Origin of the sequence: Sphingomonas trueperi (assembly GCF_040545665.1) — a bacterium.
GTDB classification, from domain to species: Bacteria; Pseudomonadota; Alphaproteobacteria; order Sphingomonadales; family Sphingomonadaceae; genus Sphingomonas; species Sphingomonas trueperi_B.
This window is the reverse complement of sequence record NZ_JBEPMH010000002.1, coordinates 392,532-418,951: the sequence shown is the minus strand read 5'-3', so window position 1 is coordinate 418,951 and position 26,420 is coordinate 392,532. Positions and strand designations below refer to the sequence as shown.

At 66.7% G+C, this 26,420-nt stretch carries 22 protein-coding genes; 8 read left to right on the top strand and 14 right to left on the bottom strand.

All coding sequences use genetic code 11. The annotated features are described in order from the left end of the window. The first annotated feature begins 131 nt into the window (after positions 1–131). Positions 132–401, top strand: a complete 270-nt coding sequence (locus tag ABIC65_RS09220) for a hypothetical protein (protein ID WP_354308238.1) — start codon at positions 132–134, stop codon at positions 399–401. Between the two features lie 64 nt (positions 402–465). On the opposite strand, the gene ABIC65_RS09215 is transcribed toward ABIC65_RS09220, so the two are convergent. After that, positions 466–861: a cupin domain-containing protein gene (locus tag ABIC65_RS09215; RefSeq protein WP_354308237.1), complete on the bottom strand. Its 396-nt coding sequence runs from the start codon at positions 859–861 to the stop codon at positions 466–468. A gap of 146 nt (positions 862–1,007) precedes the next feature. Here ABIC65_RS09215 and ABIC65_RS09210 point away from each other — a divergent pair, with 146 nt between their 5' ends. Next, complete coding sequence (locus ABIC65_RS09210; RefSeq protein ID WP_354308235.1) at positions 1,008–3,017, top strand: hypothetical protein; 2,010 nt, start codon at positions 1,008–1,010, stop codon at positions 3,015–3,017. Between the two features lie 25 nt (positions 3,018–3,042). On the opposite strand, the gene uvrA is transcribed toward ABIC65_RS09210, so the two are convergent. After that, complete coding sequence (gene uvrA, locus ABIC65_RS09205; RefSeq protein WP_354308234.1) at positions 3,043–6,060, bottom strand: excinuclease ABC subunit UvrA; 3,018 nt, start codon at positions 6,058–6,060, stop codon at positions 3,043–3,045. Positions 6,061–6,527: 467 nt separating this feature from the next. Beyond that, positions 6,528–7,508, bottom strand: coding sequence for a hypothetical protein (locus ABIC65_RS09200; RefSeq protein WP_354308233.1), 981 nt, complete (start codon positions 7,506–7,508; stop codon positions 6,528–6,530). Positions 7,509–7,927: 419 nt separating this feature from the next. Between ABIC65_RS09200 and ABIC65_RS09195 the strand changes: the two genes are divergently transcribed. Then, on the top strand, positions 7,928–9,004 hold the full coding sequence (locus ABIC65_RS09195) for a helix-turn-helix transcriptional regulator (RefSeq protein ID WP_354308231.1): 1,077 nt from the start codon (positions 7,928–7,930) through the stop codon (positions 9,002–9,004). Positions 9,005–9,063: 59 nt separating this feature from the next. On the opposite strand, the gene ABIC65_RS09190 is transcribed toward ABIC65_RS09195, so the two are convergent. Both ABIC65_RS09190 and ABIC65_RS09185 read right to left on the bottom strand, forming a co-directional pair. After that, positions 9,064–10,377: a surface lipoprotein assembly modifier gene (locus ABIC65_RS09190; protein WP_354308230.1), complete on the bottom strand. Its 1,314-nt coding sequence runs from the start codon at positions 10,375–10,377 to the stop codon at positions 9,064–9,066. After that, positions 10,374–12,923 (bottom strand): transferrin-binding protein-like solute binding protein, encoded by a 2,550-nt coding sequence (locus tag ABIC65_RS09185; RefSeq protein ID WP_354308229.1) that lies wholly within the window; start codon positions 12,921–12,923, stop codon positions 10,374–10,376. Before ABIC65_RS09185 ends, ABIC65_RS09190 begins: the two co-directional genes overlap by 4 nt. Positions 12,924–13,094: 171 nt before the next feature. Between ABIC65_RS09185 and ABIC65_RS09180 the strand changes: the two genes are divergently transcribed. After that, positions 13,095–14,495, top strand: coding sequence for a hypothetical protein (locus ABIC65_RS09180; protein WP_354308228.1), 1,401 nt, complete (start codon positions 13,095–13,097; stop codon positions 14,493–14,495). A 190-nt stretch (positions 14,496–14,685) separates the two neighbouring features. Here ABIC65_RS09180 and ABIC65_RS09175 read toward each other — a convergent pair whose 3' ends face one another. Next, a complete protein-coding gene (locus ABIC65_RS09175) occupies positions 14,686–15,492 on the bottom strand; it encodes a CatB-related O-acetyltransferase (RefSeq protein ID WP_354308226.1) in 807 nt (268 codons plus the stop codon). A 249-nt stretch (positions 15,493–15,741) separates the two neighbouring features. Between ABIC65_RS09175 and ABIC65_RS09170 the strand changes: the two genes are divergently transcribed. Together ABIC65_RS09170 and ABIC65_RS09165 are read left to right on the top strand one after the other, a co-directional pair. Then, positions 15,742–16,386: a response regulator transcription factor gene (locus tag ABIC65_RS09170; RefSeq protein WP_354308225.1), complete on the top strand. Its 645-nt coding sequence runs from the start codon at positions 15,742–15,744 to the stop codon at positions 16,384–16,386. Between the two features lie 96 nt (positions 16,387–16,482). Next, positions 16,483–16,842 (top strand): response regulator transcription factor, encoded by a 360-nt coding sequence (locus ABIC65_RS09165; RefSeq protein WP_354308224.1) that lies wholly within the window; start codon positions 16,483–16,485, stop codon positions 16,840–16,842. Positions 16,843–16,846: 4 nt separating this feature from the next. Here ABIC65_RS09165 and ABIC65_RS09160 read toward each other — a convergent pair whose 3' ends face one another. Continuing rightward, complete coding sequence (locus ABIC65_RS09160) at positions 16,847–18,418, bottom strand: sensor histidine kinase (protein ID WP_354308223.1); 1,572 nt, start codon at positions 18,416–18,418, stop codon at positions 16,847–16,849. Between the two features lie 304 nt (positions 18,419–18,722). Beyond that, complete coding sequence (purL, locus tag ABIC65_RS09155; protein WP_354308222.1) at positions 18,723–20,957, bottom strand: phosphoribosylformylglycinamidine synthase subunit PurL; 2,235 nt, start codon at positions 20,955–20,957, stop codon at positions 18,723–18,725. Positions 20,958–21,055: 98 nt separating this feature from the next. Between purL and ABIC65_RS09150 the strand changes: the two genes are divergently transcribed. Beyond that, a complete protein-coding gene (locus tag ABIC65_RS09150) occupies positions 21,056–21,430 on the top strand; it encodes a PAS domain-containing protein (protein WP_354308220.1) in 375 nt (124 codons plus the stop codon). Between the two features lie 3 nt (positions 21,431–21,433). Here ABIC65_RS09150 and ABIC65_RS09145 read toward each other — a convergent pair whose 3' ends face one another. The 3 genes from ABIC65_RS09145 to ABIC65_RS09135 form a co-directional block, all read right to left on the bottom strand. Beyond that, entirely contained in the window at positions 21,434–22,135 is a 702-nt protein-coding gene (locus ABIC65_RS09145) for an LrgB family protein (protein WP_354308219.1), read from the bottom strand. Next, positions 22,132–22,482, bottom strand: coding sequence for a CidA/LrgA family protein (locus ABIC65_RS09140; RefSeq protein WP_354308218.1), 351 nt, complete (start codon positions 22,480–22,482; stop codon positions 22,132–22,134). Before ABIC65_RS09140 ends, ABIC65_RS09145 begins: the two co-directional genes overlap by 4 nt. 226 nt (positions 22,483–22,708) lie before the next feature. Beyond that, positions 22,709–23,098, bottom strand: coding sequence for a winged helix-turn-helix transcriptional regulator (locus tag ABIC65_RS09135; protein WP_354308217.1), 390 nt, complete (start codon positions 23,096–23,098; stop codon positions 22,709–22,711). An 89-nt stretch (positions 23,099–23,187) separates the two neighbouring features. Here ABIC65_RS09135 and ABIC65_RS09130 point away from each other — a divergent pair, with 89 nt between their 5' ends. Continuing rightward, a complete protein-coding gene (locus ABIC65_RS09130) occupies positions 23,188–24,036 on the top strand; it encodes an SDR family oxidoreductase (protein WP_354308216.1) in 849 nt (282 codons plus the stop codon). Positions 24,037–24,188: 152 nt separating this feature from the next. On the opposite strand, the gene arsC is transcribed toward ABIC65_RS09130, so the two are convergent. From arsC to accB, 3 genes are read right to left on the bottom strand one after another with little or no spacing between them, the layout of a single operon-like run. After that, a complete protein-coding gene (gene arsC, locus ABIC65_RS09125; RefSeq protein WP_354308214.1) occupies positions 24,189–24,524 on the bottom strand; it encodes an arsenate reductase (glutaredoxin) in 336 nt (111 codons plus the stop codon). Further along, on the bottom strand, positions 24,521–25,885 hold the full coding sequence (gene accC / locus ABIC65_RS09120; RefSeq protein WP_354308213.1) for an acetyl-CoA carboxylase biotin carboxylase subunit: 1,365 nt from the start codon (positions 25,883–25,885) through the stop codon (positions 24,521–24,523). Before accC ends, arsC begins: the two co-directional genes overlap by 4 nt. 10 nt (positions 25,886–25,895) lie before the next feature. Further along, complete coding sequence (accB, locus tag ABIC65_RS09115; RefSeq protein ID WP_064309912.1) at positions 25,896–26,378, bottom strand: acetyl-CoA carboxylase biotin carboxyl carrier protein; 483 nt, start codon at positions 26,376–26,378, stop codon at positions 25,896–25,898. Positions 26,379–26,420: the final 42 nt, after the last annotated feature.

Here is a 26,420-nt window from a genome sequence, read left to right as displayed (position 1 = left end):
GCAGGGCGGGGCGGGGTGGGTGCACGGCGCGGGCGCCGCAAGGCGCATTGCCAATCGCAAAATATTGCAGGAATATAGCTGCGGCTCTTCGAAGAGTCGCAATCGAACAGAGGGAGAAGACGATGCGGTGGATGCAAGTCGCAGCGAAGTTGGGGGCTCTGGCCGTTGTCGTAACCTTTGCCACGTCGACCCGCCAGCCGGCGATGGCCGCGCGTGCCGCCTATGTGTGCAATGATGCGCTGTTGTACTGCAAGTACAAGAACTGGGAGGCGCTGTATGCCAGCTTTCCCGAATGCCTGGAGCAGGAAAGCCTGATCCGCTGCCCGTTCGGCGAGCCGCAGTTCGCGCCGAACAAGGCGCAGACGGCGCTCTGGATCGACCCGAAGAAGATCGCCGCCTGAATCGCGCGAGCCACGGTACCGCCGGCATCGGGGACGTTCCCGGTGCCGGTTTGCGCGCCTCTGTTCAGCGCGGCCGATGGGTGGTGCCGAGGCCGGGGGTGATGAAGATCGCGGTGCAGGTTGCGCCCGGCGCGACATCGGCGGTGTGCCACGTCCCCGGCGGGTTGATCGCATAGTCGCCCGGCGCGAGCGTCACGCGCTCGGTGCTGCCGTCGGCATGTTCCTGGTGGAGCGTGCAGGCGCCCTGGGTGCAGATCACCAGCTCCGCGCCGTGCGGGTGCATCTCCCACGAGTCCCAGCTCTCCGAAAAGGCGAACTGCGAGACCAGCCGGCCCTCCTGCCCGTCCGCTTCGTGGCGGGCGGCATAGGCCTCGAACCAGTCGGGGCCGGTGAAGTCGGGCTCGACGGTGGCGCTGGCGGCGCGGCCGAGATGGGCGGGGTTGGTGGGGAGGTGGGGCATGCGTGAAAGTTGGGATAGGCCAATGGGGCTCTGTTTTACAGCAAAGCTATCACTTTGAACACACACCTAGACGCCAGCGATACGAACTGGCGCGCTCAACGCGCTATGGCTGCGACGCCGGCGAGCTTTTTTAATTGCGTTCCCACTTGGCTGCCAAATCGCCGCCGGTTATGCCGAAGGGGTTTAGGGGGAGCCTCATGCCTACATACGCTGGTTTCAATCAGAACTTCGAAATTGGTAAGTATCCTCAGAAAATACAGATGGCTTTGAGGAAGGTGGCCCAGACGTTTTACGTCACACGATCTTTCGACGGCATCCAAGTTGATAATTCTACGTACTTTGCGGCGCTGATTAGGCCGACCGACGATTCGTCCGTTGTGCTAAACACCCAAAGAGAGTTGCTAATACTGTTTGCAGACTACGACACATTTGAAGTCAGAACGCTTGAAGCTTACAATAAGTTTCTTGATTTAGTGGCTTCAGCTCGGATAGACCGTGGAATAAGATTTCTCGTAAGTGGTGACTACGATATTGAAAGAGCTGTCCAGCTTTACCTGGAAAAGCATTTGGAGTATCCCATTATTGTCCCGTTGACCTTTGAGGTTCTAAGCACCAGGGTCAACCCACTTATATCTGCGGTCCGACAGAACTATCACATTCGTGATCTTTTTGGATTTCAGGCTGCTCTGAAGGAAGAGCACTTCTTTTTTGGTAGATCCGATATCGTTAGCAGTGTCGTAGATCTTGCTAAATCGGGGCAGCATTCAAGTTTGTTTGGTTTAAGGAAAAGTGGGAAGACATCGGCAATCCATGCTATCCAGCGTCGGTCAAAGGCGACAGAGCTAATTATAGCAACTTTCGACTGTGAATCGCTTAGTGTGCATTGTCGAAGATATGGCGAACTTTTGGTCCACATCGTAGAAACCATTCGAAGCCAAAACCGGTTGAAGGCGTTGCAGCGCCCGAAAAGTCTTGAGGGTGTGGTGGTCTCAGAGTGGTTTAATTTCTACATGGCGCAAACCATGTCTGCATTGCAAACCAACCTCCTGATAATATTTGACGAAATAGAAAAAATATCTCCGCACACGGGCGCGTCGGATCACTGGCGGTCTGGTAACGATCCTCTCTATTTTTGGCAGGTGATCAGGTCGTTCGCGCAGGCGACCAAAAAGTTTTCCTTGTCAGTTTGCATAGTAGGCACAAGCCCATATCTTCTTGAGCAAGCAAGAATAAATGGTGTAGATAACCCAGCCTATCTATTAGCTCAAAAAAGATTTATCCCGAATCTAACATTTGACGAAACTCGAGAGATGGTTGATCGCTTGGGTTTTTTTATGGGGTTGGACTTCGACGCTGCGGCGATTTCTAAATTGCACTCTGCATATGGTGGCCACCCGTTTTTCACTCGGCAGATTTGTAGTAAGGTTCATCAGCTAACCTTCGGTCAGCGACCGAAAGATGTTCCAATGCAACGTATTGATCAGGCGCAGACTGCCTTCGCCAGCCAATTACAATCTTATCTGTACGAGATAGTGCACAATATCAAAGTTTACTACGAAGAAGAATTTGCCCTGTTGCGCCAACTAATCATTGGGAGCCCTGATGAGTTAGCGGAGTACGTTAAGCAGGCTCCTGACCTTGTAGATCATCTACTAGGATACGGGCTAATTTCTGTCAGAGATGGTGTGCCAGAGATAGCATTTGATTCAGTTCGTAAAGCTGTTCTACGAATTGCACCTGACGAAAAATGCGAAGATCTGGAAGATAAGTGGGGTGAGCTTTGTCTTCGGCGTGGCAAAATAGAACAGGGCATAAGAACTACCCTTTCTGTTTGGGCGCGGGGAATTGAGGCATCTGATTTTGTATCGATAATCAGTAGTCAGCTATCAAAGCGAAGGTTTGAGGCGCTCGACCACCTCGACCACAGGTTTTTATTTTCTAATACTGATAGTCCCTTGTATTTAACGGACCTGATTTCTATATTGGGATCTGAAAAAGTTCTGACATATCTTGGAAGTCGCCGCTCTGAATTGCGAGCTGCTTTGAATGAGGTGAACAAATATAGGGCTGATGCTCACGCCAAAGATATTTCAGATGAAGAGATGAATTTGGCCAAAACGGCCTTTGATGCGGTTGAAGATGAATTCCTGATTTAAGGTCAAGCTCGGCGTCGGCGGCGGATCACTCCGCCGCCACCTTCCCCGCCTTCACCTTCCGCGGCTTGAGCAACGGCGCCAGATACCGCCCGGTATAGCTGCCCGCCACCTTCGCCACCTGCTCCGGCGTGCCTTCGGCGACGATCTCGCCGCCCTTCACGCCGCCTTCGGGCCCCAGGTCGAGGATCCAGTCGGCGGTCTTGATGACGTCGAGATTGTGCTCGATCACCACGACCGTGTTGCCCTGCTCCACCAGCGCGTGGAGCACTTCCAATAGCTTCCGCACGTCCTCGAAGTGCAGGCCCGTGGTGGGTTCGTCGAGGATGTACAGCGTCTGCCCGGTGGCGCGGCGCGCCAGTTCCTTGGCGAGCTTCACCCGCTGCGCCTCGCCGCCCGACAGCGTCGTCGCCTGCTGGCCCACCTTCACATAGCCGAGGCCCACTTCGGCGAGCATCGCCATGCGGTCGCGGATCGGGGGCACGGCCTTGAAGAACTCGACCGCGTCTTCCACCGTCATGTCGAGCACGTCGGCAATCGACTTGCCCTTGAACTTCACCTCCAGCGTCTCGCGATTGTAGCGCGCGCCGTGGCACACGTCGCAGGTGACATAGACGTCGGGGAGGAAGTGCATCTCGATCTTGAGCACGCCGTCGCCCTGGCACGCCTCGCACCGGCCGCCCTTGACGTTGAAGCTGAACCGGCCGGGCTTGTAGCCGCGCGCCTGCGCTTCGGGGAGGCCGGCGAACCAGTCGCGGATGTTGGTGAAGGCGCCGGTATAGGTCGCCGGGTTCGAGCGCGGGGTGCGGCCGATCGGCGACTGGTCGATGTCGATCACCTTGTCGCAGTTCTCAAGGCCCGTGATCTTGTCGTGCTTGCCGGCGAGCACGCGCGCGCCGTTGAGCTGGCGCGCCGCCGAGGCGTAGAGCGTGTCGAGCGTGAAGCTGGACTTGCCCGAGCCCGAGACGCCGGTGATGCAGGTGAAGGTGCCGAGCGGGATGCTCGCCGTCACGCCCTTGAGGTTGTTGGCGACGGCGTTGTGCACCGTGATCTTCTTGCCGTTGCCCTTGCGGCGCTTGGCGGGCAGCGGCACTTCGCGGGTGCCGTTGAGATAGTCGGCGGTGACGCTGCCCTCGGTGGCGAGCACCTCGTCGAGCGTGCCCTTGGCGACGATCTCGCCGCCATGGACGCCGGCGCCCGGCCCCATGTCGATCACATAGTCGGCGGTGCGGATCGCATCCTCGTCATGCTCGACGACGAGCACGGTGTTGCCGAGGTCGCGCAGCCGCTTGAGGGTGGCGAGCAGCATGTCGTTGTCGCGCTGGTGCAGGCCGATCGAGGGCTCGTCGAGCACGTAGAGCACGCCCGACAGCCCGCTGCCGATCTGGCTGGCGAGGCGGATGCGCTGGCTCTCGCCGCCGGACAAGGTGCCCGAGGTGCGGTCGAGGTTGAGATAGTCGAGCCCGACATTGTTGAGGAAGCCGAGCCGCTCGTCGATTTCCTTGAGGATCGCGCGGGCGATCTCGCGCTGCTGCGGCGTGAAGGTGGCGGGCAGCGTCTGGAAGAAGCCGAGCGCGTCGACCACCGAGAGATGGGTGGCATAGGCGATGTCCTGCCCGGCGACCTTCACCGCCAGCGCCTCGGGCTTGAGGCGCGCGCCGCCGCAGACCTCGCAGGGGTGGGAGGCCTGGTACTTGCCCAGCTCCTCGCGCATCCAGGCGCTTTCGGTCTGCAGCATGCGGCGGTTGAGGTTGCCGATCACGCCCTCGAACGGCTTCTTGACGTCGTAGCTCTTGCGGCCGTCGATGAAGGTGAGGGTGACCGGCTTGCCGCCGGTGCCGTGGAGGATGATGCGCTGCACCTCGGCGGGCAGCTCGCCCCAGGGGGTGTCGAGCTTGAAGCCGAATTCGCGGGCGAGGCTGCCCAGCACCTGCATGTAATAGGGCGAGGGCGGGTTGGATTTGGCCCAGGGCACCACCGCGCCCTTCTTGATGCTGAGATCATGGTTGGGGACGACGAGGTCCTCGTCGAACTCGAGCTTCTCGCCGAGGCCGTCGCATGCCGGGCAGGCGCCCTGGGGGGCGTTGAACGAGAACAGCCGCGGCTCGATCTCGGGGATGGTGAAGCCGGAGACCGGGCAGGCGAACTTCTCGGAGAAGACGATGCGGTTGTCGGGAATCCCGGTGTTTTTCATCCCCTTCTGCTTCTTGAGCCCCTCCCCTTCAGGGGAGGGGTTGGGGTGGGGCCCGTCCTGTCCTTCTGCTGCGAACGTCTGGGGTGCCTCCCGGACAGCCGCGCCCGTGCCCTGCAGCGCCTCCACCGTGGTATCCACCAGGTCGACATAGGCCAGCCCCTCGGCCAGCTTGAGCGCGGTCTCGAAGCTTTCCGCCAGCCGCGTGCCGATATCGTCGCGCACCACAAGGCGATCGACCACCACCTCGATGTCGTGCTTGAACTTCTTGTCGAGCGCCGGGGCTTCCTCGATCAGGTACATCTCGCCGTCGATGCGGACGCGGCTGAAGCCCGCCTTCTGCCACTCGGCGAGCTCCTTGCGATACTCGCCCTTGCGCCCGCGCACGACGGGGGCGAGCAGCAGCAGCCGGGTGCCCTCGGGCAGCGCCAGCACGCGGTCGACCATCTGGCTCACCGTCTGCGCGCTGATCGGCAGCCCGGTGGCGGGCGAATAGGGTACGCCCACCCGCGCCCACAGCAGGCGCATGTAATCATAGATCTCGGTAACCGTCGCCACCGTCGAGCGCGGGTTGCGGCTGGTGGTCTTCTGCTCGATTGATATGGCAGGGCTGAGGCCCTCGATATGCTCCACATTGGGCTTCTGCATCAGCTCGAGGAACTGGCGCGCATAGGCCGAGAGCGACTCGACATAGCGGCGCTGCCCCTCGGCATAGATGGTGTCGAAGGCGAGGCTCGACTTGCCCGACCCCGACAGCCCGGTGATCACCGTCAGCGTGTCGCGGGGAATGTCGATGTCGACGCCCTTGAGATTATGCTCGCGCGCGCCGCGGACGGAGATCGTGGTGAGTGCCATAGAGGAGGGTTCTATCTTTGTTCTGAATGGTTTTCCAGAGCCCAGATAGGAATGCCGCCCCCGCTTCGCCACCTGCCCCTGCGGTCCACCCGCGACATCCGGCAGGCTCTCCATGGGAATACACCCCGTCGACGGCGGCGCGCGCCCTTTTTCGATCGCATCCGGCATCGACGACGCAGGATTCATTGCTGGAGCGTGACGTTCGTCACAGGCGGCATGTCCGCAGCGTGGCAGAAGCACCGCAGCGCCGGAGCCCAGGGCCCACGGCGCGCCAGGTCTCCCAAGGCGCCGCAATTCGGGGGAAGCGCGGCGCCCATGCGGGCGGGCAGGTCCAGACCGGGGGGGCTGGACGTGCCCGCCCGCTGTTCTTTTGGGCATTCGGTATGTCCTTGCCCTAAGCCTTTCTCGACGCTTCACGCGCGGTTTCGCATGCACGGCGGCGTGGCGGACAACACATCAGCGGTCGCTCAGTTTGCATCTGCAAGCGGGGTCGAACCGTGTTCGAGCGGCGCATCCTCGACAAGGATATCCGTTTCGGGCCGGAATCTGTAGGGACGTGGCTTGGGTGCGAAGCCGATGGTGTTGCACGCGCGCTTCCGGATGTTCTGACTCGCGACAAGGTCGGTGCCCTTTCCGCTGAAGTTCAGCGCCACGCAGTCAGCGGCGATGCCGCGCATCACCACCAGAAACGCTCTCGGTTGCACCGTGCCCTTTGCCAGATTTCTGCCGTGGAGCGCGCCGGGGCTGAAAAGGTCGTGCGGCGAGAGACCAAGGCAAGCCGCTGCGTCGACAACAGTCTGTTCCTTGGCGTCGAAGGTGCCGCCGCCCTTGCACTGGGCAAGGCTTGCCGCGACGATCTCGATGCCGGTGCGGTAACGCGCGAAGCTGACATGGAGTCCGCTTACCGCCTCCGACATTGCTCCCAATGCGGACCAGGCCGCGCCCATGACGTTGCCGCCCTTCGCATCTTCCAGGAATTTGCGGACCTTGGCCGTCGGCAGCGCGGCCAGCATCACCTTGATGATGCGCGCTTCGATCAGCGGCAGGTTGCTCTCGAAATTCTCGTAGAAGCCGGCACATCCGATGTCGTTCTTCAGATCACCGGGGGGCAGTGCGTTGACGGTGCTGCATACTGACCCTCCAGCTTCGTTTGCGAACAGGTCCGCCGCGGCATAGTTGATCTCGCTTGCGGCGGCCGAGAGCAGTTGCGCGAAGCCATCGGCATCCTGCCCGCTCACCGTTGTTCGGCCCATGTCCGCCGCCATGGCCAGGATCAGCGTCGCTCGGAAAAGCTGCAGCCTTTTCGAGTAGGAGGCATCGAACGTCCGCTGGTCCAGCAGGTGGCCCGGATAGCCGCCGCTGTGTCGCGTTTCCTTGACGATCATGCTGCAACCACCCGCCATCAGGGCTGCGGTGGCGCCGACCGCTGTCATAAAGCGCTTCATCATTCCCTCCTTGAGCTTAGTGGCGGGCCGGGCACCTCGCACGAGATTCATCCTGTCGGCAGTTCCAGACCCCGGGTTGCGGGGCGCCCGCTCCCTGGGCGCAACCGAAGGGGCTGAACATATGCTACGCGGCACTCGCACTCCCTGCCGGACCGTCAGGACGAGACGACACGGAGAGTTCCTGCGGAGGCTGGGCGTTACGCCGGATCGATCGTGCATTTCGATACGGCTAATTCTGCGGGATCGGCCCAGGTGGACACCAGATACCCGCGTGCGCTCGCCCCCTCAATCAAGGTGCGGAAGCAATAATGGCGTCCTGTATTTCGCGCATACGCCAATTGGACTATACCAAGCGCCGGAGCAGGGCGGGGTTTTCACTAAGATAGGCCGCTGGCGATCGCGCTTCTTCGGGGGGACGAGGGTTGATCCACGAGGATATCTCCAAGCTGATCCTGAAATTCTATCAGGGCGTCGACAGCCCGGAGCGTTGGAACGCGGCGCTGGCGCAGGTCTGTTCACGACTTTCCGCGAAATGGATTCTCGTCGCGCCCTTCGACGAAGCGGGCAAGCACCCGTTCGATCAGTCTTTCCACCAGGTGCCCAACAGCAGGTTCCTGGACGGAATGCAGGCCTATGCCACCCACCATTGGCGAAACGATCCGACCAATCGCTTCGCAGCAGCCAATCCCGCGGGGGGAATGTTCGACTCGCGGGTGATCGCCAGTCCCGAAGCGTATCGGGAGCATGCCTATGTGCGCTGGAACCGGGACTGGCTGAGCAGCAGCTTCTGGCAACTTCATTATAGCGGCAGAGAACGCCATCGCTTCGGACTGTCGCTGCATCGCGACGAGGATCACGGCCCGCTGAACGTGCAGGAAACCCGACTCCTGGCGATGTTGACCGATCACATGGCCGAAGCGGCGCGGCTCGCGGCGCGTCCGCCGGATCTAAGCGGCCCGGACGCAGTGATCGTTCTGGGGCAGCGGGGAGAGTTCATGGGGTGCAGCCCCAGCGCCGAGGCCATCCTGCGACGAGCCGACGGGCTGGGCTGCCGAAACGGCAGACTGCATGCGGCGGACCGGGCCAGCGACATCGCGCTGGATCGCGCGATCGCCGCAATGCTGGATGCGAACGCTACCCGCGCGACGGTATCGGTGGCGCTGCGACGGTTCGGCAGCGATCTATTGGCAGTGATCTCGCGCCTGCCGGTCGGCGCGCACCGAACCGGCATCGCCCGGCCGGCGCTGCTGATGCGCCTGCTGGATCGGGACGTGCGGCCCCCCTCGATGCAGGCGGATTGGGAAGCGCTGTTCCAGTTTACCCGGGCGGAAACGCGACTTGCCGCTGCGTTGCTGGCCGAAGAAGGCGGCCTGCGCGCCACTGCGGAGAAGCTTGGCATCTCCTACGCGACAGCCAGGGTGCAACTCGCATCCCTGTTCGAGAAGTCGGGCACCAACAGTCAGGTCGCGTTGGTAAAATTATTGACCCGGTTGGGATAGCCGATCCAATTCGAGCGTGCTCACTGCAGTCGGTCTTCCAGGCATACTCAGAAGCGGTTTCAGAACGCCCGGGTGAGCCCGATCGTCGCCGCCTTGCGGGTGAAGTCGTAGATGCCGACCGTGGAGCTGTTCCGCTCCCAGTCGAGCCGGATCAGCGGCGCGAAGCCGTGGATCTGCAGGCGGCGGAAGGTCGCGCCGGCACCGAGGCTGATGTTCCAGTCCTTGCGGCGCTCGGGGAACAGGAACAGCCGCGCATCGCCCTCCAGCCGGCGCAGCCCCGCCGTCGCATAGACGGTGGTGCGGCCGAACTCGCGCCAGGCGAGCAGGCTGCCCGCGCCCGAGGCCGTCGCATAGCCGGGATCCTCGGCACTCTGGCGGGTGGCGGAGACGGTGATGCTGCCGCCGGCGCGGGCGCTGAACGCGCGCTCATAGGTGACGCTGCCGTTGAGCAGCAGGCCGTCCTGCAGGGGATTGCCGCGATATTTGGTGTCGGCGATCGTCGCGCTGGTGGTCAGCTGCGCCTTGGTGCCGAGCGGATGCTGCCAGTCGATCGCGGCGGTGGCGGTGCGGGCATAGGGGCTGCCGCCATACCAGCGCTGGGTGCCGCCGACCGAAGGGCGCAGGCGATCGCGGCCGAGGCTCCACTCCAGCCCGACCAGCCCCGAGGCGGAGACGTCGTTGAAGCGGCCTTGGCGGTAGAAATCGCCCTGGCCCGAGACGCGCGGGACCAGCGACAGGTTGGTCGCGATCGGCACGCGCGCATAGAGCTGGCCGCCGGCATGCGCGCCGACCCCCGATTGCTCGCGGGCGTCGCGCGAGAGCTGGAGCGGGGCGAGCACGGTATCGAGCGTCGCCGCATCGGTGGCGCGGTTGACGTTGCTGTCGGGCACCAGCGCGACTTCGAGGCTGGCGCCCCAGGGCTTGCGCGAGCGCAGCGCCGCGGCGAACTGGTCGACGATCTGCGCGACCTGTGGCGGCAGCCCGCCCGCCTGTGCCTGGCGCAGCTCGCGCCGGGCAGCGCCCTCGTCGCCGAGCTGGGTGAGCAGCCGGGCGAGTTCCAGCCGAACGCGCGCAGCACCGGGCTTCTCGTCGAGCAGCGCACGATAGATGGTCGCCGCCTCGCGCCTGCGGCCCAGCCGCTCGAGCAGCTGGCCCAGGCGGAAGCGGGCCTCGGCGCGGACCTCGGAATCGGGATCCTTGGCGAGAGCGCGGTACATCGTCTCCGCCTCTTGCCCGCGGCCCGCGACCTCTGCCTGGGCGGCGAGCGCGAACAACTCCACCGCCGAGACCTGGCGTTGCTCGGTAGCCTGGGCGAGGGCGGGAAACGGCGCGAGCAGGGCCAGCGCCACGGGAAGGGCGATGCGTGCGGTCACGGCGCCTTCTTGGCCAGCGTCGCGCCGTGGAGAACCGCCTTGTCGCCGTTCGGGAGCGTGCCGCTCGTCTCGAACCGCGCGCCGATCTCCTGCGCCTGCGGGCCGAAGAACCAGCCGGTGAGGCTGCCGGAACCGCCAGCGCCGCTGAGCGCGCCGGTGAAGCCGTTGGCCGAGATGCCCGTGCCCGCGAAGCCGAAGCTGCCGAAGTCGCGCGTGCCGGTCGCGCCGCTGCCGGTGATGGCGAGGTTGCCGCTGGCGCTCGCCCGGGCGAAGTCGACCGCGAAGCTGCTCGTGCCGCCCAGCGTGTAGGCGGCGGCGCCCACCGTGCCGGTTCCGAACACCTGCCCGGCATAGCTGGCAGTGCCGGTGCGCGGCATCTGGTCCGCCGTGGTGCGCTGGCCGAAGGGCAAGTACCAGCGCAGCGGATCGCTGCCCGCCGCGGCGTCGCTGGCGAGATAGGCAAGCTCGGCGAAGCTGGTATAGCTGAGCGCGAGCGGGCCCTTGCCGGCATCGTAGATCCGCGCCTGGACGGTGCCGGCGGCCAGCGTCTTGCGATAGACGTCGAAGCCCGCGTCGCTGGTGATCGCCTCGCGATCGGCGGCGGTGAGCAGCACCAGCGTCTCAGACAGGCCGGGCAGGCCGGTCACGCTGTAGCCGCCGGCGGCATCGCCAGCGACGTCCGGCGTGGCGAGGGTTCGGCCCGCGGCGAGCGTGCTGCCGCTCTTGGCGCCGACCAGGCTGATCGCGGCGGCCTCGCCATCCGCATCGGTGAGCCCGGCGGCGGCACCGACCTCGTCGGCCGCGGGGCCATAGAAATGGCCGGTCAGCGCGCCGTTGTAACCCGCGAACAGCGCGAGGTTGAGGCTGCCGGTGAAGCTGTTGGCGCTGCTCGACAGCGTCGCCGATCCGCTGAAGCTGCCGGCGGTGCTGGTGGTCGCGTTGGCCGCATCGGTGAAGCTGGCGGTAGCGGTGCCGCTGGTCGCGATCGCGCCGCTGGCGAAATCGGCGGTGAGCGTGCCGCTGCCGGTCACCGCGAACGGCCCCGGCTTGCTGGCGTCGGCGAGCGCGCCTGCCAGCCGCACGGCATAGCTCGCCGATCCGGTGCGCGGCACGCTGCCGGCGGCGGTCGCCATGCCGAAGGTGAAGGCGTCGGTCACGCTGCTGGTGATGCCGTTGCTGCTGCTGGTCGTCGCCCAGCGGGCGGCGCGGACATAGCGCATGCCGCCCAGCGCATCGAGCGTCAGCTGGTCCGGCGCGCCGGCCGTGGGATTGGCTGGGAACAGGCCGGTGCGCGCGCCCGAGATCACCACATAATTGCCCGAGGCGGCGTCGTAGCTCACCGTAACCGGCTGCGCGGCGGCGCTGGGGGCGGTGAGTTCGCCGGTGGTATCGCCGTAGCGCGCGGTCAGCGTCGCCGCCTCGCCGGTGAAGATCTGGCTGGCGGTAAGGCTGGCGAGGCTGGCATTGCCGGTCTGCGCGCCCGACTGGCGGCCGATCAGCACGCCCGCGGCGGCACGGCCATCGGCATTGGCCGCGCTCCATGCGGCGCCGACTTCCTGCGCGGCGGGGCCGTAGAAGCGCCCGTCGAGCGTGCCGGCGAGCTCGCCGCCGGAAAAGGCGAAGATCCCGGCAAAGGCGTTGCTGCTCGCCGCCATCTGGGCGAGCCCGAGAAAGGCCGAGCTGGTGATGGTCGCGCCGGTGGTGGTGGAGACCTCGCGCACCTCGCCGCTGGTGACGACCTTGCCGGTGGCGAAATCGACCTGGAGCGTGCCGCTGCCGACCAGGCTTTCGAGCACGCCATAGCCGAGCGAGCCGACCAGATCGACCGCATAGGCGCCGTTGCCGGTGCGCGGCTGGGCGGCGTCGGGCGTTTCGACGCCATAGGTGAAGGCGTTGAAGCGGAAGGCGCTTTCGCCGCTCGCCGCCATGTCCGCGCGCTGCCAGAAGCCGGCGCCGACATATTGGTAGGTCAGCGCGCCGCTGGTGCCCGGCAGGGTGAGCGTCAGGGTGTAGTCGCTGGTCGCGCTCGCGTGGCGATAGACCCGCAGCACGCTGTTCGACTGCGACGCGTCCATGTCGCCGGGAAGGAAGGTCTCGGTGTTGACGCCGTCGCTGACGGTGTAGCCGCCGGTGGCCGCGTCGAAGCGGATCGTGAGGGCACGCGTGTCCGCCAGGCAGCCGCACGCACGTGCATCAGGATAAAAGGTCCCCGCGTAGCCGGTCGCGTCGTTGTCGAAGCTCTCCGTCTGGGTGAGCGACAGCAACGAAGCGTTGATCGGCGGATTGGTGGGTGCTGGCGTCACGCCCGGCGTGGGCGTCGGTGTCGGTGTCGGTGTCGGAGACGGGGCGGGCGTCGGGGAAGGCGAGGGCGTCGGCACCGGCGTGGGGGTGGGGGACGGGCTCGGCGTGGGCGTCTTGTCCGGGGTAGGCTGGGGGGCCGCAGGCGTGGTCGCGACGCCGCCGCCGCCGCCTCCGCCTCCGCCGCTGCAGGCGCCGACCAGGGCCAGGGCAGAAACCATCGTCGGAAGCAGGATCGCGCGCCGCATGCCGAATCCTTTGAAAGACGCATTAACCATGGAGTCGGCTATGCGGCGCGCGACGCTAAGTTTTGGTTAATCCGATGTTTTTCATATTGTTGCCGGAGCTGTCCACATTGTCATGCTTTGTTCACCGGAGGCGGCGGATGGTGGCGGCAGGATGTTGGACAGGATGACGCGATGACCCGGATCACCCCCTGGATGCTCGGCGCAGCGCTGCTCTGCGGAGCCGCGCACCCCGCCGCCGCGCAGAACGGCGCGATCGTCACCGCCGGCTCCGCCGATGTCGATGCCGAGGGCGAGAGCAGCTATCGCTGGATCGACCGCGCCCATGCGCTGTGGGACACGCTGGGCGACGCGCCGCCCGACTACAGCTTCCGCTTCGACGGCGGCACGCCCGTCGCCTGGGAATTGCGCGACGGCTATTGGGTGGTGGCGGAGGACCAGTCCGAGGGCGCGCGCACCTATTTCTTCGCCGCGGGCGAACGCGGTCCGTTTCTCGTGCGCGAGGCCGATCGCAGCTTCGGCTATCAGGACGGCAATGTCGCCGCGGTCTATGACGGCGGCGGCAAGCTGCTGCCGCGCGACGCGGGCGTGCGCTGGATCGACGAGGGCGAGCGGCTCTACCAGCGTGGGCGGCGGCTGCGCGATGCGCTGCTCGACCGGCAATGGGACGCGGTGGACACCACCAGCTGGGGCGACATGAACCTGTTCTTCGTCGGCATCGATCCCGGCTGGGATTCGGGCTGGCAATATCGCGGCGCGAACTTCGCCTTTGCCGACCAGCAGCGCTGGGCCGCCGAGCGCGCCCGTCGCGCGGCGATGGCGGCGGCCTTCGCCCGCTGGCGGAACGGCGGCTTCAACGGTCCGCCGCCGCCGGGGCTGGGCCAGCACTGGCAGCATCGTCCGCCGCGGCCGGGCCGCCCGCCGCACGCAGCGCCGGCGCCGGGAGCAGGGCAGCCGGCGCCGCCGCCGGGCACCGGCAAGCCGGGGCGACCATGGATGTGGGGCGGGTTGCCGGGCCAGCGCCCCGATCGGCCCGGCCGCCCGCAAGGTGGCACGCGTCCTACCCCGCCGCCGGGCACGATACCGACCACGCCGCCGCCCGGCGCGGTCACGCCGGGCCAGCCGCCGGTCACCGGTGCTCCGAGCTGGAGTGCCGGGCGTCCGCGCCCGGACGGCTGGACCGCGCGTCCGCCGCGCGGTGAAGGCGACGGGCGCCCAGGCTGGCAGGGCCCGCGCCCGGGCTGGTCGGGGAATCGTCCCGGTGCCGGGGCACCACGACCGAGCACGCCGCCCGCCGCCGCACCCGCACCGGCCGCACCTGCACCGGCTGCGCCGACCAACGCCGGGCCGCGCCGCGGCGGCGGCTGGATGTCGCCGGGCTGGATGCGCCAGGCACGCCCCGAGGGGGCGGGCACGCCGCCGCCCCGTCCGGCGTTCCAACCGCCTGCGGCCCGCCCTAGCGCGGCCGCACCAAGCCGCCCGAGCCCACCACCGGCCGCAAGCCCGCCCCCGGCAGCCGGGCCGCGCCCGGTTCCGCCCGCGGTCCGAGCGCGCCGCGAGGCGCGGGGGGACTGACGTCGCCGGAAAGCTCGGCGACCGATTTGGGTTCATTCAGGACGGTGGCAGGCGCGATGGCGCAGGGGGTGCCGTGCATCCCGCATCGCGCGCATCGATGACCTGCTTCGGAGAAAAGCTTCTGGCGCGCGCAACGCAAGAGCGGTTTCCACCATCTGCGGTTGCTCACCGGCTACTATCGCGACAAAGATCAAGCTACCAGTCGCTGGCTCTCGTGATCCCAGTAGAATACCTGCAGATCGTCGGCGGAAATTTGTAGAACGGGTGGCTTGTACGTCTGTGCCGTACCCTGGGCGATGTTGTCTTCAATCTTTCTTACGGCACGCTCGGGGTCCGTCATGTCGACACCTTCGAGAGCGCTTAAACCGTAGTGCCACCATTCCAGGCGTAGCAGCTCGGAAACTATATCAGGCGCAAAACGGTAGCGGATGACCTTGGCCGGGGCACCACCGACAATCGCATAGGGGGGAACGTCCTTGGTGACAACGGCATGAGACGCAATGATCGCACCGTCGCCGATGCGCACGCCCTTGCGGATATAGACGCCTTCGCCGATCCAGACATCGTTGCCAATACGCACTTTGCCAAGCGTGTCCGTCAGGTGGCACTGCTTTGCCAGATGTCGCTGGGTAGTTCCGGCGTTGCGGGCTCGAAATTCGTCAGCCGCTTTCCACGCGCAGCCACCACCGAAAAGGATATGAGGCGAGACGCAGTCGGTCGGGTGCTCTTGCGCGCCAATCGCCACGCGGCCTGCAATCGAGCAAAAGCGCCCGATCAGGTTTACCTCGCGGTAGAACGAACCTTGGAATGCTTGATGGTCGCCAAAATAGGTGAAGGCTCCCACTACATCGATGTCGAAAAGCCCTGGTTTGATGCAAATCGGCGATTCAACGAGAATGCTCGTTTGGCCAGCGCTGCCAAAGCTCGCGCCCGTCCTGATGTCCACATCATATTGCCGGCACTCGTTTCGTACCCGCTCAGAAACGGTGAATATCATGCTGAAATACCGAGGTTCGTCATGGAAGTGGCAGTGGGTAGTCAAGACTGGTTAACAACCCCTAAAGTCAAGGTGAAGGAGGCGCCGTGCGCTATCGGGGCACAGGCGGGCCATCGCTTGTCGTCGTAACGCAGCGCTACACCAGCCCGCGACCGATCGACCTTCCCATTCGGGGGGCGCCCCCGCACCCCATCCGGGATTGCTCCCCGGCGCCCCTTGCGCCACGCCTGTTGCGAAAGGATCGCAACCATGCCCCGCCTCGCTCCCGCGCCCGAAGCGCAGCCCGTCGTGCTGGTCGTCGACGACGATCCGCTGGTGCGCGGGGCGCTCGATTCGCTGTTCCGCTCGGTCGACTTCGCGGTGCGCAACTATGGCTCGGCCCAGGAATTTCTCGACGCAGCCCTGCCGGAGACGCCGTGCTGCCTCGTCGTCGACGTGCGGATGCCGCACATGGGCGGATTCGAGTGTCGCGATCGCCTCGCCGAGCGCGGCGTGGATCTGCCGGTGATCTTCCTCACCGGCCACGGCGACATCCCGATGTCGGTCAAGGCGATGAAGGGCGGGGCGGTGGATTTCCTCACCAAGCCGTTCCGCGATCAGGACATGCTCGATGCGGTCAATGCCGGGCTCGCCCGCGCTGCCGAGCGGCGCAGCGCTGCGCAGGAAAGCGAAGGCGTCCGCCAGCGCTTCGCCACGCTCACCGCGCGCGAGCGGCAGGTGATGGAAGGCGTGGTGCGGGGCTTGCTCAACAAGCAGATCGCCGGCGAGCTGGGCATTGCCGAGATCACCGTGAAGCTTCACCGCGCCAGCCTGATGCGCAAGATGGGGCTGCGCACCGTGCCCGATCTGGTCCGCGCCGCCGAGGCGCTGGCGTCCTCCGATGGGAATGCGTAGTTTCCCGAATAACCAAGCGTATAGCTTACAGACGCGGCAACGCACCCTAGCTTTGTAGCCAGTCCCGGATGACCCGGCGACGTGGGAGCGTAGTGCGTGCCGGACAGCCTGGTTGCCGTGGTGGATGACGATGCCTTGGTGCGCGACGCGGCGGCGAGCCTGATCCGCTCCTTCGGCTATCGCACCGCGATCTACCCCTCGGCCGACGCCTATCTCGATACCGGCGATGATGCCGCGGACTGCGTGCTCACCGACCTCCAGATGCCCGGCCGATCGGGGCTGGAACTGCGCCAGCGGCTGCGCGAGCGCGGATCGACGGTGCCGGTGATCCTGATGACCGCCTATCCCACCCCCGAACTGCGCGCGCGTGCCGCCACGCTGGACCTGGTCGCGCTGCTCGACAAACCGGTCGATCCCGATCTGCTTTCCGGCGCGCTGGAGCGGGCGCTGGGCTGATCGCTCAGGCCGCCAGCGGCAGCTCGATCGCCGCCAGCGCGCCGCCATCGGGGTGGTTGCTCAGCGCGATGCGGCCGTCGTGCAGCTCCACGATCGAGCGGCAGATCGACAGGCCGAGCCCCATGCCGCCGGGCTTGGTGGTGGCGAAGGTGTCGAACGGCTCGGCAATGGCGTCGGAAAGGCCAGGGCCGTAGTCGCGGAGCAGCAGCAGGACATGGTCGTCATTGGCGTGGAGCGTAAGGTCCATTCGCTTGTCGGCGATCCCCGCGGCCTCCATCGCCTGCAGCGCGTTGGTGATCAGGTTGAGCAGCAAATGCTTGAGCAGGATCCGGTCGCCGACCACCGTCGGCTCGCCCAGCGGCGCGACATGGATCCGCGCGCCATGGGCGTCAAGATCGCGTGCGGCGATGGCCAGCGTGTCGGCGACGAGGCTGCCCAGCGGCAGCGGCCGCATCTCGCCCTGCGACCCGCCGACCAGCGAGCGTACGCGCTGGATCACCGCATGGACGTTCGCCACCGCCTGGTTGAGCCCGGCCAGCGACAGCCGCACCTCGGCCAGGTCCGGCTCGGGGCGGGCGAGCCAGCGCGCGGCGGAATCGGCGTAGCTTTGCACCGCGGAGATCGGCTGGTTGATTTCGTGCGCGATCGAGGCGGACATCGCGCCGATCGCCGCGGTGCGCTGGACGCGCTCCAGCTCGATGCGGGTGCGCTCGACGGTGGTCTCCAGCCGCTTGCGCTGGCGGATGTCGAGGATGCTGCCGGGCACGTGCGCCAGGCAGGTGCCGGGGGCCAGGCTGAACGCGACGATGATGTCGATGGGGCTGCCGTCGGCGGCGAGCACCTGGGTCTCGGCCTGGAACATCGGCCGCCGCTCGTCGATCGCGACGATGCAGTCGGCGAAGCTGGCGTCGGTTTCGGGCAGGAAGTCGCCGAGCCTGCGGAAGAAGGCTGCCTTGCTCGGCACGCCCATCATGTCGAGCGCGGTCTGGTTCACGTCGGTGATGCGCACCTGGCGGCGGAGCTGGGCGACGAATTCGGGATGCGCGCGCAGATAGGCGCGCAGATCGCTGACGCCGCTCGCGCGCAGGCCCTGGATGGCGGCATCGACGCAGCTGAAATCATGTTCCCAGATGGCGATCGCGAGCGTGTCGGTCATCGTCGCGTAGCGGCGCTCCTCGCGCGCGACGCGCTGGTCGAGCACGATGCGGTGGAGCAGCAGCGCGGTGGTGACGGCGTTGGCGGCGAGGCTCACCACCAGCCGCAGCGCGGCTTCGGTGGTGGGCGCATCGCGGTGGACGATGACGAAGCTCGTCAGGGTGAGCGCGGCGCAGGCGAGGCTCCAGCCGATCAGCTGGCGCCGATCGAGCCGCGCGCCCGCGAGCAGCAGCACGACTGCGTAGAGCGTCGCGATCGCGCTGTGGAAGCTGGTGAAGCTGTCGATCCAGAAGATGCCGAGCGCGAGCAGCGACGCGGCCAGCGCACGCAGGCGGGTGCCGTCCAGCCCGGCGCCCAGCTGCGTCCCGCCCGACAAGGCGACGCTCCCGCCGCCCCTGGCCCGATCCCCGAAATCCGACATGGGCGAAGGATGCCGCGTTGATTACGCTGTCACCAGCCCAAGGCGAGCAAGGCGCCGCCCCCCATTTGGGGGTTGCGGCGCGATTGTGTGCGGCTGGTGCAAGGCGTGGGTGGCGTGCACACTTCTTAGCCCCTCCTCCTTGGAGTATCAGGTCGGTCATGCCCCCGGCATGACCTGAACCGCGCGGGGCGCGGTTCACCTGATACTGGGTTTGGGGGTGGAGGGATTCCAGAACCTCTGTTGGTCTCGGTGAGACACTGCCCCACCCCAACCCCTCCCCCGAGGGGGAGAGGCTTAAGTGTGCTTAGATCGCGTTCTCTTCGCTCACCGCTTCCGCCGTGCCCATCAGCGCCGGGAAGAAGCCCTCATGCGCCTTGCGGAGGTCGGCGAGGCTCACGCAGAAATCGCCTTCCTCCAGCTCGAAGATGATGCGGTTGGCGATGGTGCGGCCGATCGGGTCGGCGGCGAGCCCGGCCTTGTCGGCGGCGACCAGGAAGTCGGCCAGCGCCTCGTCCTTCACGGTCACGACGTACAGGCCCTGGTCCTCGCCGAACCAGCTGCCGGCGACGCCGAAGGGCTGGGGCTGGTCGAGGATCGCGCCGATGTTGGAGGCCAGCGCCATCTCGGCCACCGCGACCGCGAGGCCGCCGTCGGACACGTCATGGCAGGCGGTGATCGCGCCGCCGCAGATCGCCGAGCGGATGAACGCGCCGGTGCGGCGCTCCATCATCAGGTCGACCGGCGGGGGCGGGCCTTCCTCGCGGCCGCAGATCTCGCGCAGCCAGATCGACTGGCCGAGATGGCCGCCGCGCTCGCCGACCGCGATGATCACGTCGCCGGTGCCCTTGAAGGCGATGGTGCAGTTCTTCTGCCAGTCCTTGAGCAGGCCGATCGCGCCGATCGCCGGGGTCGGCAGGATCGCCGAGCCGCCGCCGGTGGCCTTGCTCTCGTTGTAGAGGCTGACATTGCCCGAGACGATCGGGAAGTCGAGCGCGCGGCACGCCTCGCTCATGCCTTCGAGCGCGCCGACGATCTGGCCCATGATCTCCGGGCGCTGCGGGTTGGCGAAGTTGAGGCAGTTGGTCACCGCCAGCGGGGTCGCGCCCACCGACGAGAGGTTGCGCCATGCTTCCGCGATCGCCTGCTTGCCGCCCTCGACCGGGTCCGCGAAGCAATAGCGCGGGGTGCAATCGGTGGTGATCGCCAGGCCCTTGTCGGTGCCGTGGACGCGTACGACCGCGGCGTCGCCGCCCGGGCGCTGCACGGTGTCGCCGCCGACCATGTGGTCATACTGTTCCCAGATCCAGCGGCGGCTGGCGATGTCCGGCGAACCCATCAGCTTGACGAGATCGGCGGCGGGATCGGTGCATTCCGGCACGTTCTGCAGCTCGGCCGGCTTCGGCGTCGGCACGTGCGGGCGATCGTAGAGGGGGGCGTCGTCGGCCAGCGGGGCGAGCGGGATGTCACACACGACATCGCCCTTCCACTTGAGCACCATGCGGCCGGTATCCGTCACATGGCCGATCACCGCGAAATCGAGCTCCCATTTGCGGAAGATCGCCTGGGCGAAATCCTCGCGGCCGGGCTTGAGCACCATCAGCATGCGCTCCTGCGACTCGGAGAGCATCATCTCGTACGGCGTCATGCCGGTTTCGCGCTGGGGCACGTCGTCCATGATCAGCTCGATGCCGACGCCGCCCTTGGACGCCATCTCGACGCTGGAGGAGGTGAGGCCGGCGGCGCCCATGTCCTGGATCGCGACGATCGCGTCCGAGGCCATGAGCTCGAGGCAGGCTTCGATCAGCAGCTTCTCGGTGAAGGGATCGCCGACCTGGACGGTGGGGCGCTTCTCTTCCGAATCCTCGCCGAAATCGGCCGAGGCCATGGTCGCGCCGTGGATGCCGTCGCGGCCGGTCTTGGAGCCGACATAGACGATCGAATTGCCGACCCCCGAGGCCGCCGAATAGAAGATCTTGTCGGTATCGGCGATGCCGACGGTCATCGCGTTGACCAGGATGTTGCCGTCATAGGCCGGGTGGAAGTTCACCTCGCCGCCCACCGTCGGCACGCCGACGCAATTGCCATAGCCGCCGATGCCATGGACGACGCCGGCGATCAGGTGCTTCATCTTGGGATGGTCGGGCCGGCCGAAGCGCAGCGCGTTCATGTTGGCGATCGGGCGCGCGCCCATGGTGAACACGTCGCGCAGGATGCCGCCTACGCCGGTCGCAGCACCCTGATAGGGCTCGATGTAGCTCGGGTGGTTGTGGCTCTCCATCTTGAAGATCGCTGCCTGGCCGTCGCCGATATCGACCACGCCGGCATTCTCGCCGGGGCCGCAGATCACCTGCGGGCCGGTGGTGGGCAGCTTCTTCAGGTGGATGCGGCTGGACTTGTAGCTGCAATGCTCGGACCACATCACCGAGAAGATGCCGAGCTCGGTCAGGTTCGGCTCGCGACCGAGCGCCTTGAGGACGCGGTCATATTCTTCGGGCGAAAGGCCGTGCTCGGCCACGATCTCGGGCGTGATCTGGGTCATGGCCGGACCCCTTAGCGGGGTGTTGCGCGCGCGTCACCCCGGGAGTTGCGGAGGGGGTGGGCAATGGTGCGTTAACCCTGCGCATGCTAACGTTTGGCATGCTCATCCAGCCTCTCCTCGGCACGGGACTGCGCGCCGGCGATCCGTTGATCCCGCTGCCCGCCGCCTGGGAGTGCGATCTCGCGACGAACGGGCTGCGCTGGTCGCCGGGCGTCTATGATCTGTTCGGCATTCCGCGCGGCGCGCCGCTGACCCGCGACGAGGTGGTCGCGATGTACACCCCGGAGTCGCAGGCGCTGCTGCGCGCGGTGCGGGATCGCGCGGTGGCGGAGGGCGCCAGCTTCACCATCGACGTGGCGATCCGCCGTCGTGACGGCGCCCTGCGCAAGATGCGGCTCACCGCCGATGTGGAGTTCGAGAACGGCCGCCCGGTGCGGCTCTACGGCACCAAGCAGGACGTGACCGACGAATAGCGGCTACAGCACCGCCCACAGCGTCAGCAGCAGTGCGGTCATCGCGGCGTTGAGCGCCATGCCGATGCCGGCGAAGGTGCCGCCGAGCTCGTCCACCTGGAAGGCGCGGGCGGTGCCGAAGCCGTGCGCGGCGACCCCCGCGGCGAACCCCCGCACGCGATAATCCCGGATTCGCAGCGCGTCGAGCAGCGGCGTCGCGATCATCGCGCCGAACACGCCGGCGATCAGCACCACCACCGCCGCCAGCGCCGGGATGCCGCCCAGCTGCTGCGCCAGCGCCATCGCCACGGGAGTCGTCACCGAGCGGGGCGCGACGGTCGCGAGAATCTGGGCGCTGCCCCCGAAGGCCCAGACGATACCGGTGACGCTCACGATCGCGGTCAGCGATCCGGCGAACAGCGCGAGCAGCAGCGGTCCGGCGGCGCGGCGGACCAGCGCGCGGTTGCGCCACAGCGGCACCGCCAGGCCGACCGTCGCCGGGCCGAGCAGGAAGCCGAGCATCGCGGTGTTCTGCGCATAGACGGGGTAGGGGGTGCGGGTCGCCAGCAGGATAGCGATCAGCACCGGCGTCGCTAGCAGCACCGGATGGCAGAGCGGGTGGCGATTGCTGCGCTTCGACAGGCGATCGGCGCCCTCGAACACCAGCAGCGTCACCGCCAGCCAGAGCAGCGGCGTGCCCTGGAGCGTGTGCCACGCCCCGGTCATGCCATCGGCTCCGTGCGCGCGAGGGCCCAGCGAAAGACCAGCGCGGTGACCACCATCGTCAGCAGCGTCGAGGCGAGCGTGGCGACGACGATCGCCACGCCGTTCCTGGCCAGCACCGGCCCCTCCTCGATCAGCCCGACCGCGGCGGGGACGAACATCACCGAGAGATGCGCGGTCAGCCAAGCGGAGACCTGCACCAGCGTGGGCCGCTCGCCGGGGCGGAGCAGCAGCCAGCCGAGCAGCAGGAACATGCCGATGACGGCCCCCGGCAGCGGCAGGCCGGTGACGAGGTGGATCCCCTCGCCGAGCAGCTGGCAGAGGAGCAGGGTGGCGATGGCGGCGATCATGGGGCGGTGCCATGCCATGCGCGCGCGGCGAGGTACACTGCGGGGGAGGGGAGGGCTGGTTGCGGGCGCCGTAAGCGGGTGCGGGCGGCTGTGGTGGAGGACATTGGGCCCCCCCCTCCGTTCGTCATCCCGGCGAAAGCCGGGATCCAGTCGCCTCTCGGCTTCAGCAAGCGCCGGAACGGAGACCCCAATGGATCCCGGCTTTCGCCGGGATGACGGCTCAAGGTTACTCGGCCGCCTCCGCCTCCGCCGGCATCAGCGCGGCGATGTTGGCCTGGATCCACTCGACCAGATCCTCGACCTTCGCCGCGGCCTGCTCGCCCAGCGGGGTGAGGCTGTATTCGACATGCGGCGGCACCACCGGCAGGCTGCGACGCGTGACCAGCTGGTGCGCCTCGAGCTGCTGGAGCGTCTGGGCGAGCATGCGTTCGCTCACCCCGTTCACTCGGCGGCGAAGCTCGCTGAAGCGCCGCGTGCCGTCGCGGAGCGCCACCAGCACGAGCAGGCCCCAGCTGCTGGTGATCCGCTTGAGCACCGCGCGCGACGGGCAATCGGGGACGAACACGTCGCCGCGCGCCATCATCGCGGCCAGGGTGCGGGGCGTCTCGTCCGACATTTTTTGATACTTACCTTTATGTGCGTACTTACGATTCGTAAGTGGGGTGTTACATCGCGCTGGTCAATCCACGATCGGAAGGAACTGCCATGTACGCCGTTACCGGAGCTTCGGGCCAGCTGGGCCGCCTTGTCGTCGAATCGCTGCTGGCGAAGGTCGCGCCCGGCGAGATCGTCGCGCTCGTGCGCAATCCCGACAGCGTCGCCGACCTCGCCGCCAAGGGCGTGACCGTGCGCGCGTTCGACTATGATGCGCCGGAGACGCTGGCGCCGGGGCTGGCGGGCGTGACCCGGCTGCTGCTCATTTCCGGCAACGCCATCGGCAGCCGCGTGCCCCAGCATCGGGCAGTGATCGATGCGGCCAGGGCGGCGGGGGTGCAGCTGATCGCCTATACCAGCCTGCTGCGCGCGCAGACCTCGCCGATGCAGATGGCGGTCGAGCACAAGGCGACCGAGGATTTGCTCGCCGCGAGCGGCATTCCCGCCGCGCTGCTGCGCAACGGCTGGTACACCGAGAATTACCTGATGAGCGCCGGTCCGGCGATCGAACACGGCGTGCTGATCGGCAGCGCGGGCGACGGGCTGGTCTCGGGCGCGGCGCGCGCGGACTATGCCGAGGCGGCGGCGGTGGTGCTGGTACGTGGGCAGGCGGGGACGTTCGAGCTGGCGGGCGACACCGGCTTCACCCATGCCGAGCTTGCCGCGGCGCTGGCGGAGGCGTCGGGCAAGCCGGTCGCGTATCAGGACCTGCCGCAGGCCGAGTACGCCAAGGCGCTGGAAGGCGCGGGGCTGCCGGGCCCGTTCGCGGCGATCCTCGCGGACAGCGATGCGCGGGTCGCCGACGGCGCGCTGTTCGAGGAGTCGAAGACGCTGTCCGGGCTGATCGGTCGGCCGACCACGCCGTGGCGCGAGACGATCGCGGCGGGGGTGCGGGGCTGAGGCAATGCTTGTCATCCCGGCGGAAGCCGGGATCCATTCGCCATTCGCTCTAGGCAGGAGCCGATACGGCGACCCCAATGGATCCCGGCTTTCGCCGGGATGACGGCTGTTGGTGGCGGGAAATCTTCTCGTTCCGGCGAGAAGATGCTCCGTTACAGGATTTCCCGCACCTTCTCGGGCGGCCTTCCCAGCCGCACGCCGCGCTCGGTTACCACCAGCGGGCGTTCGATCAGGATCGGGTTGGCCGCCATCGCGTCGAGGATCGTCTCGTCGTCCGCGCCCTTGAGCGGCTTGGCGGCGTCTTCGGCGATGCGCAGGCCCTCGCGCGCGGTCATGCCCGCGCGCTGGTAGAGATCCGCCAGCGTCGCGCGGCTCGGCGGCGTCTTCAGATACTCGATCACCTCCACCTCGGCGCCGGCGTCCTTGAGGATCGCCAGCGCCTCGCGCGACTTGGAGCAGCGCGGGTTGTGGTAGATCGTGGCCTTCACGCCGCGGCGGCCTCGTCCTGCTTGGCGAGCCACTCCTCGAGCCACTTGATCGTATAGTCGCCCTTCAGGAACTCGGGATCGTCGAGCAGTGCCTGGTGGAGCGGGATCGTCGTCTTGATGCCGTCGACCACGAACTCCTCGAGCGCCCGCTTCAGTCGCAGGATGCAGCCCTCGCGGGTGCGGCCATAGACGATCAGCTTGGCGATCATGGAATCATAGTAAGGCGGGATCCGGTAGCCCGAATAGATGCCGCTATCGACGCGGACATGCATGCCGCCCGGCGCGTGGAAGTGGGTGATCGTGCCCGGCGAGGGCGCGAAGGTCCGCGGATCCTCGGCGTTGATGCGGCATTCGATCGCGTGGCCGCGGAACTCGATGTCCTCCTGGCGCACCGACAGGCCGTGGCCTTCGGCGACGCGGATCTGCTCGCGGACCAGGTCCATGCCGGTGATCATCTCGGTCACCGGATGCTCGACCTGGAGGCGGGTGTTCATCTCGATGAAGTAGAACTCGCCATTTTCCCACAGGAACTCGATCGTGCCCGCGCCGCGATAGCCCATGTCGGACATCGCCTTGGCGACGATGCCGCCCATGTGCGCGCGCTCTTCGGGCGTGATCACCGGCGAGAGGGCCTCTTCGAGCACCTTCTGGTGGCGGCGCTGGAGCGAGCAGTCACGCTCGCCGAGATGGATCGCGTTGCCGTTGCCGTCGCCGAACACCTGGAACTCGATGTGGCGCGGGTTGCCGAGATACTTTTCCAGGTAGACGGTGGCGTCGCCGAACGCGGCCTTCGCCTCACTGCCCGCCTGCTGCATCAGCGTCTCGAGCTGATCCTCGCTGGTGCACACCTTCATGCCGCGACCGCCGCCGCCCGAAGCCGCCTTGATGATCACCGGATAGCCGGCCTTGGCGGCAATCGCCTTGGCCTCTTCGAGGTCGCTGATCGGGCCGTCCGAGCCCGGCACCAGCGGCAGGCCGAGCGCGCCGGCGGTGCGCTTCGCCTCGATCTTGTCGCCCATGGTGCGAATATGTTCGGGCTTGGGGCCGACGAAGATCAGCCCGTGCGCCTCGACGATCTCGGCGAACTGGGCGTTCTCCGAGAGGAAGCCATAGCCCGGGTGGATCGCATCCGCGCCCGAGATCTCGGCGGCCGAGATGATGTTCGGGATGTTGAGATAGCTCTCCGCCGCGGCCGGCGGGCCGATGCAGATCGCCTCGTCCGCCAGACGCACATGCATCGCGTCGGAATCGGCGGTGGAGTGCACCGCCACCGTCTTGATGCCCATTTCGTGGCACGCGCGGTGGATGCGCAGCGCGATCTCGCCGCGATTGGCGATCAGCAGCTTCTTGATCTCGGGCATGGCCGTTCCGTTACTCGACCACGACGAGCGGCTGGTCGAACTCGACCGGCTGGCCGTTCTCGACCAGGATCGCCTTGACCGTGCCGGCGCTGGGGGCATGGATCGGGTTCATCACCTTCATCGCCTCGATGATCAGCAGCGTGTCGCCGGCGGCGACCTGCTGGCCGACCGTGACGAAGGTCTTCGCCTCGGGATTCGGCTTAAGGTACGCGGTGCCGACCATCGGCGACTTGACCGCATTGGCGGCCGGCTGCGGCGCGGCGACGATCTCGGCCGGAGCAGCTGCGGCCGGCGTGGCGGCGAGCATCGGCGCGGCGGGCGCGGCATATTGCACCGCTGCGGGCGCTGCGGTCACCTTGCGGGCGACGCGGACGCGGCGTTCGCCGTCCTCGACTTCGATCTCGGTGAGCTGGGTGTCATCGAGCACGGCAGCGAGCTGGCGGACCAGTTCGATGTCGACCATCATTGCACCCGACTTGGTTTCTTCGGCCATACGACCCTTCTTTGAAATTCTACAGATGAAACGGCGCCCTCT

Coding starts and splice junctions, on each gene's coding strand:
- ABIC65_RS09220 (WP_354308238.1), top strand. CDS start 132: ATGCAAGTCGCAGCGAAGTTGGGGGCTCTGGCCGTTGTCGTAACCTTT.
- ABIC65_RS09215 (WP_354308237.1), bottom strand. CDS start 861: ATGCCCCACCTCCCCACCAACCCCGCCCATCTCGGCCGCGCCGCCAGC.
- uvrA (WP_354308234.1), bottom strand. CDS start 6,060: ATGGCACTCACCACGATCTCCGTCCGCGGCGCGCGCGAGCATAATCTC.
- ABIC65_RS09200 (WP_354308233.1), bottom strand. CDS start 7,508: ATGATGAAGCGCTTTATGACAGCGGTCGGCGCCACCGCAGCCCTGATG.
- ABIC65_RS09185 (WP_354308229.1), bottom strand. CDS start 12,923: ATGCGGCGCGCGATCCTGCTTCCGACGATGGTTTCTGCCCTGGCCCTG.
- ABIC65_RS09180 (WP_354308228.1), top strand. CDS start 13,095: ATGACCCGGATCACCCCCTGGATGCTCGGCGCAGCGCTGCTCTGCGGA.
- ABIC65_RS09175 (WP_354308226.1), bottom strand. CDS start 15,492: ATGATATTCACCGTTTCTGAGCGGGTACGAAACGAGTGCCGGCAATAT.
- ABIC65_RS09170 (WP_354308225.1), top strand. CDS start 15,742: ATGCCCCGCCTCGCTCCCGCGCCCGAAGCGCAGCCCGTCGTGCTGGTC.
- ABIC65_RS09160 (WP_354308223.1), bottom strand. CDS start 18,418: ATGTCGGATTTCGGGGATCGGGCCAGGGGCGGCGGGAGCGTCGCCTTG.
- purL (WP_354308222.1), bottom strand. CDS start 20,957: ATGACCCAGATCACGCCCGAGATCGTGGCCGAGCACGGCCTTTCGCCC.
- ABIC65_RS09150 (WP_354308220.1), top strand. CDS start 21,056: ATGCTCATCCAGCCTCTCCTCGGCACGGGACTGCGCGCCGGCGATCCG.
- ABIC65_RS09145 (WP_354308219.1), bottom strand. CDS start 22,135: ATGACCGGGGCGTGGCACACGCTCCAGGGCACGCCGCTGCTCTGGCTG.
- ABIC65_RS09140 (WP_354308218.1), bottom strand. CDS start 22,482: ATGATCGCCGCCATCGCCACCCTGCTCCTCTGCCAGCTGCTCGGCGAG.
- ABIC65_RS09135 (WP_354308217.1), bottom strand. CDS start 23,098: ATGTCGGACGAGACGCCCCGCACCCTGGCCGCGATGATGGCGCGCGGC.
- ABIC65_RS09130 (WP_354308216.1), top strand. CDS start 23,188: ATGTACGCCGTTACCGGAGCTTCGGGCCAGCTGGGCCGCCTTGTCGTC.
- accC (WP_354308213.1), bottom strand. CDS start 25,885: ATGCCCGAGATCAAGAAGCTGCTGATCGCCAATCGCGGCGAGATCGCG.
- accB (WP_064309912.1), bottom strand. CDS start 26,378: ATGGCCGAAGAAACCAAGTCGGGTGCAATGATGGTCGACATCGAACTG.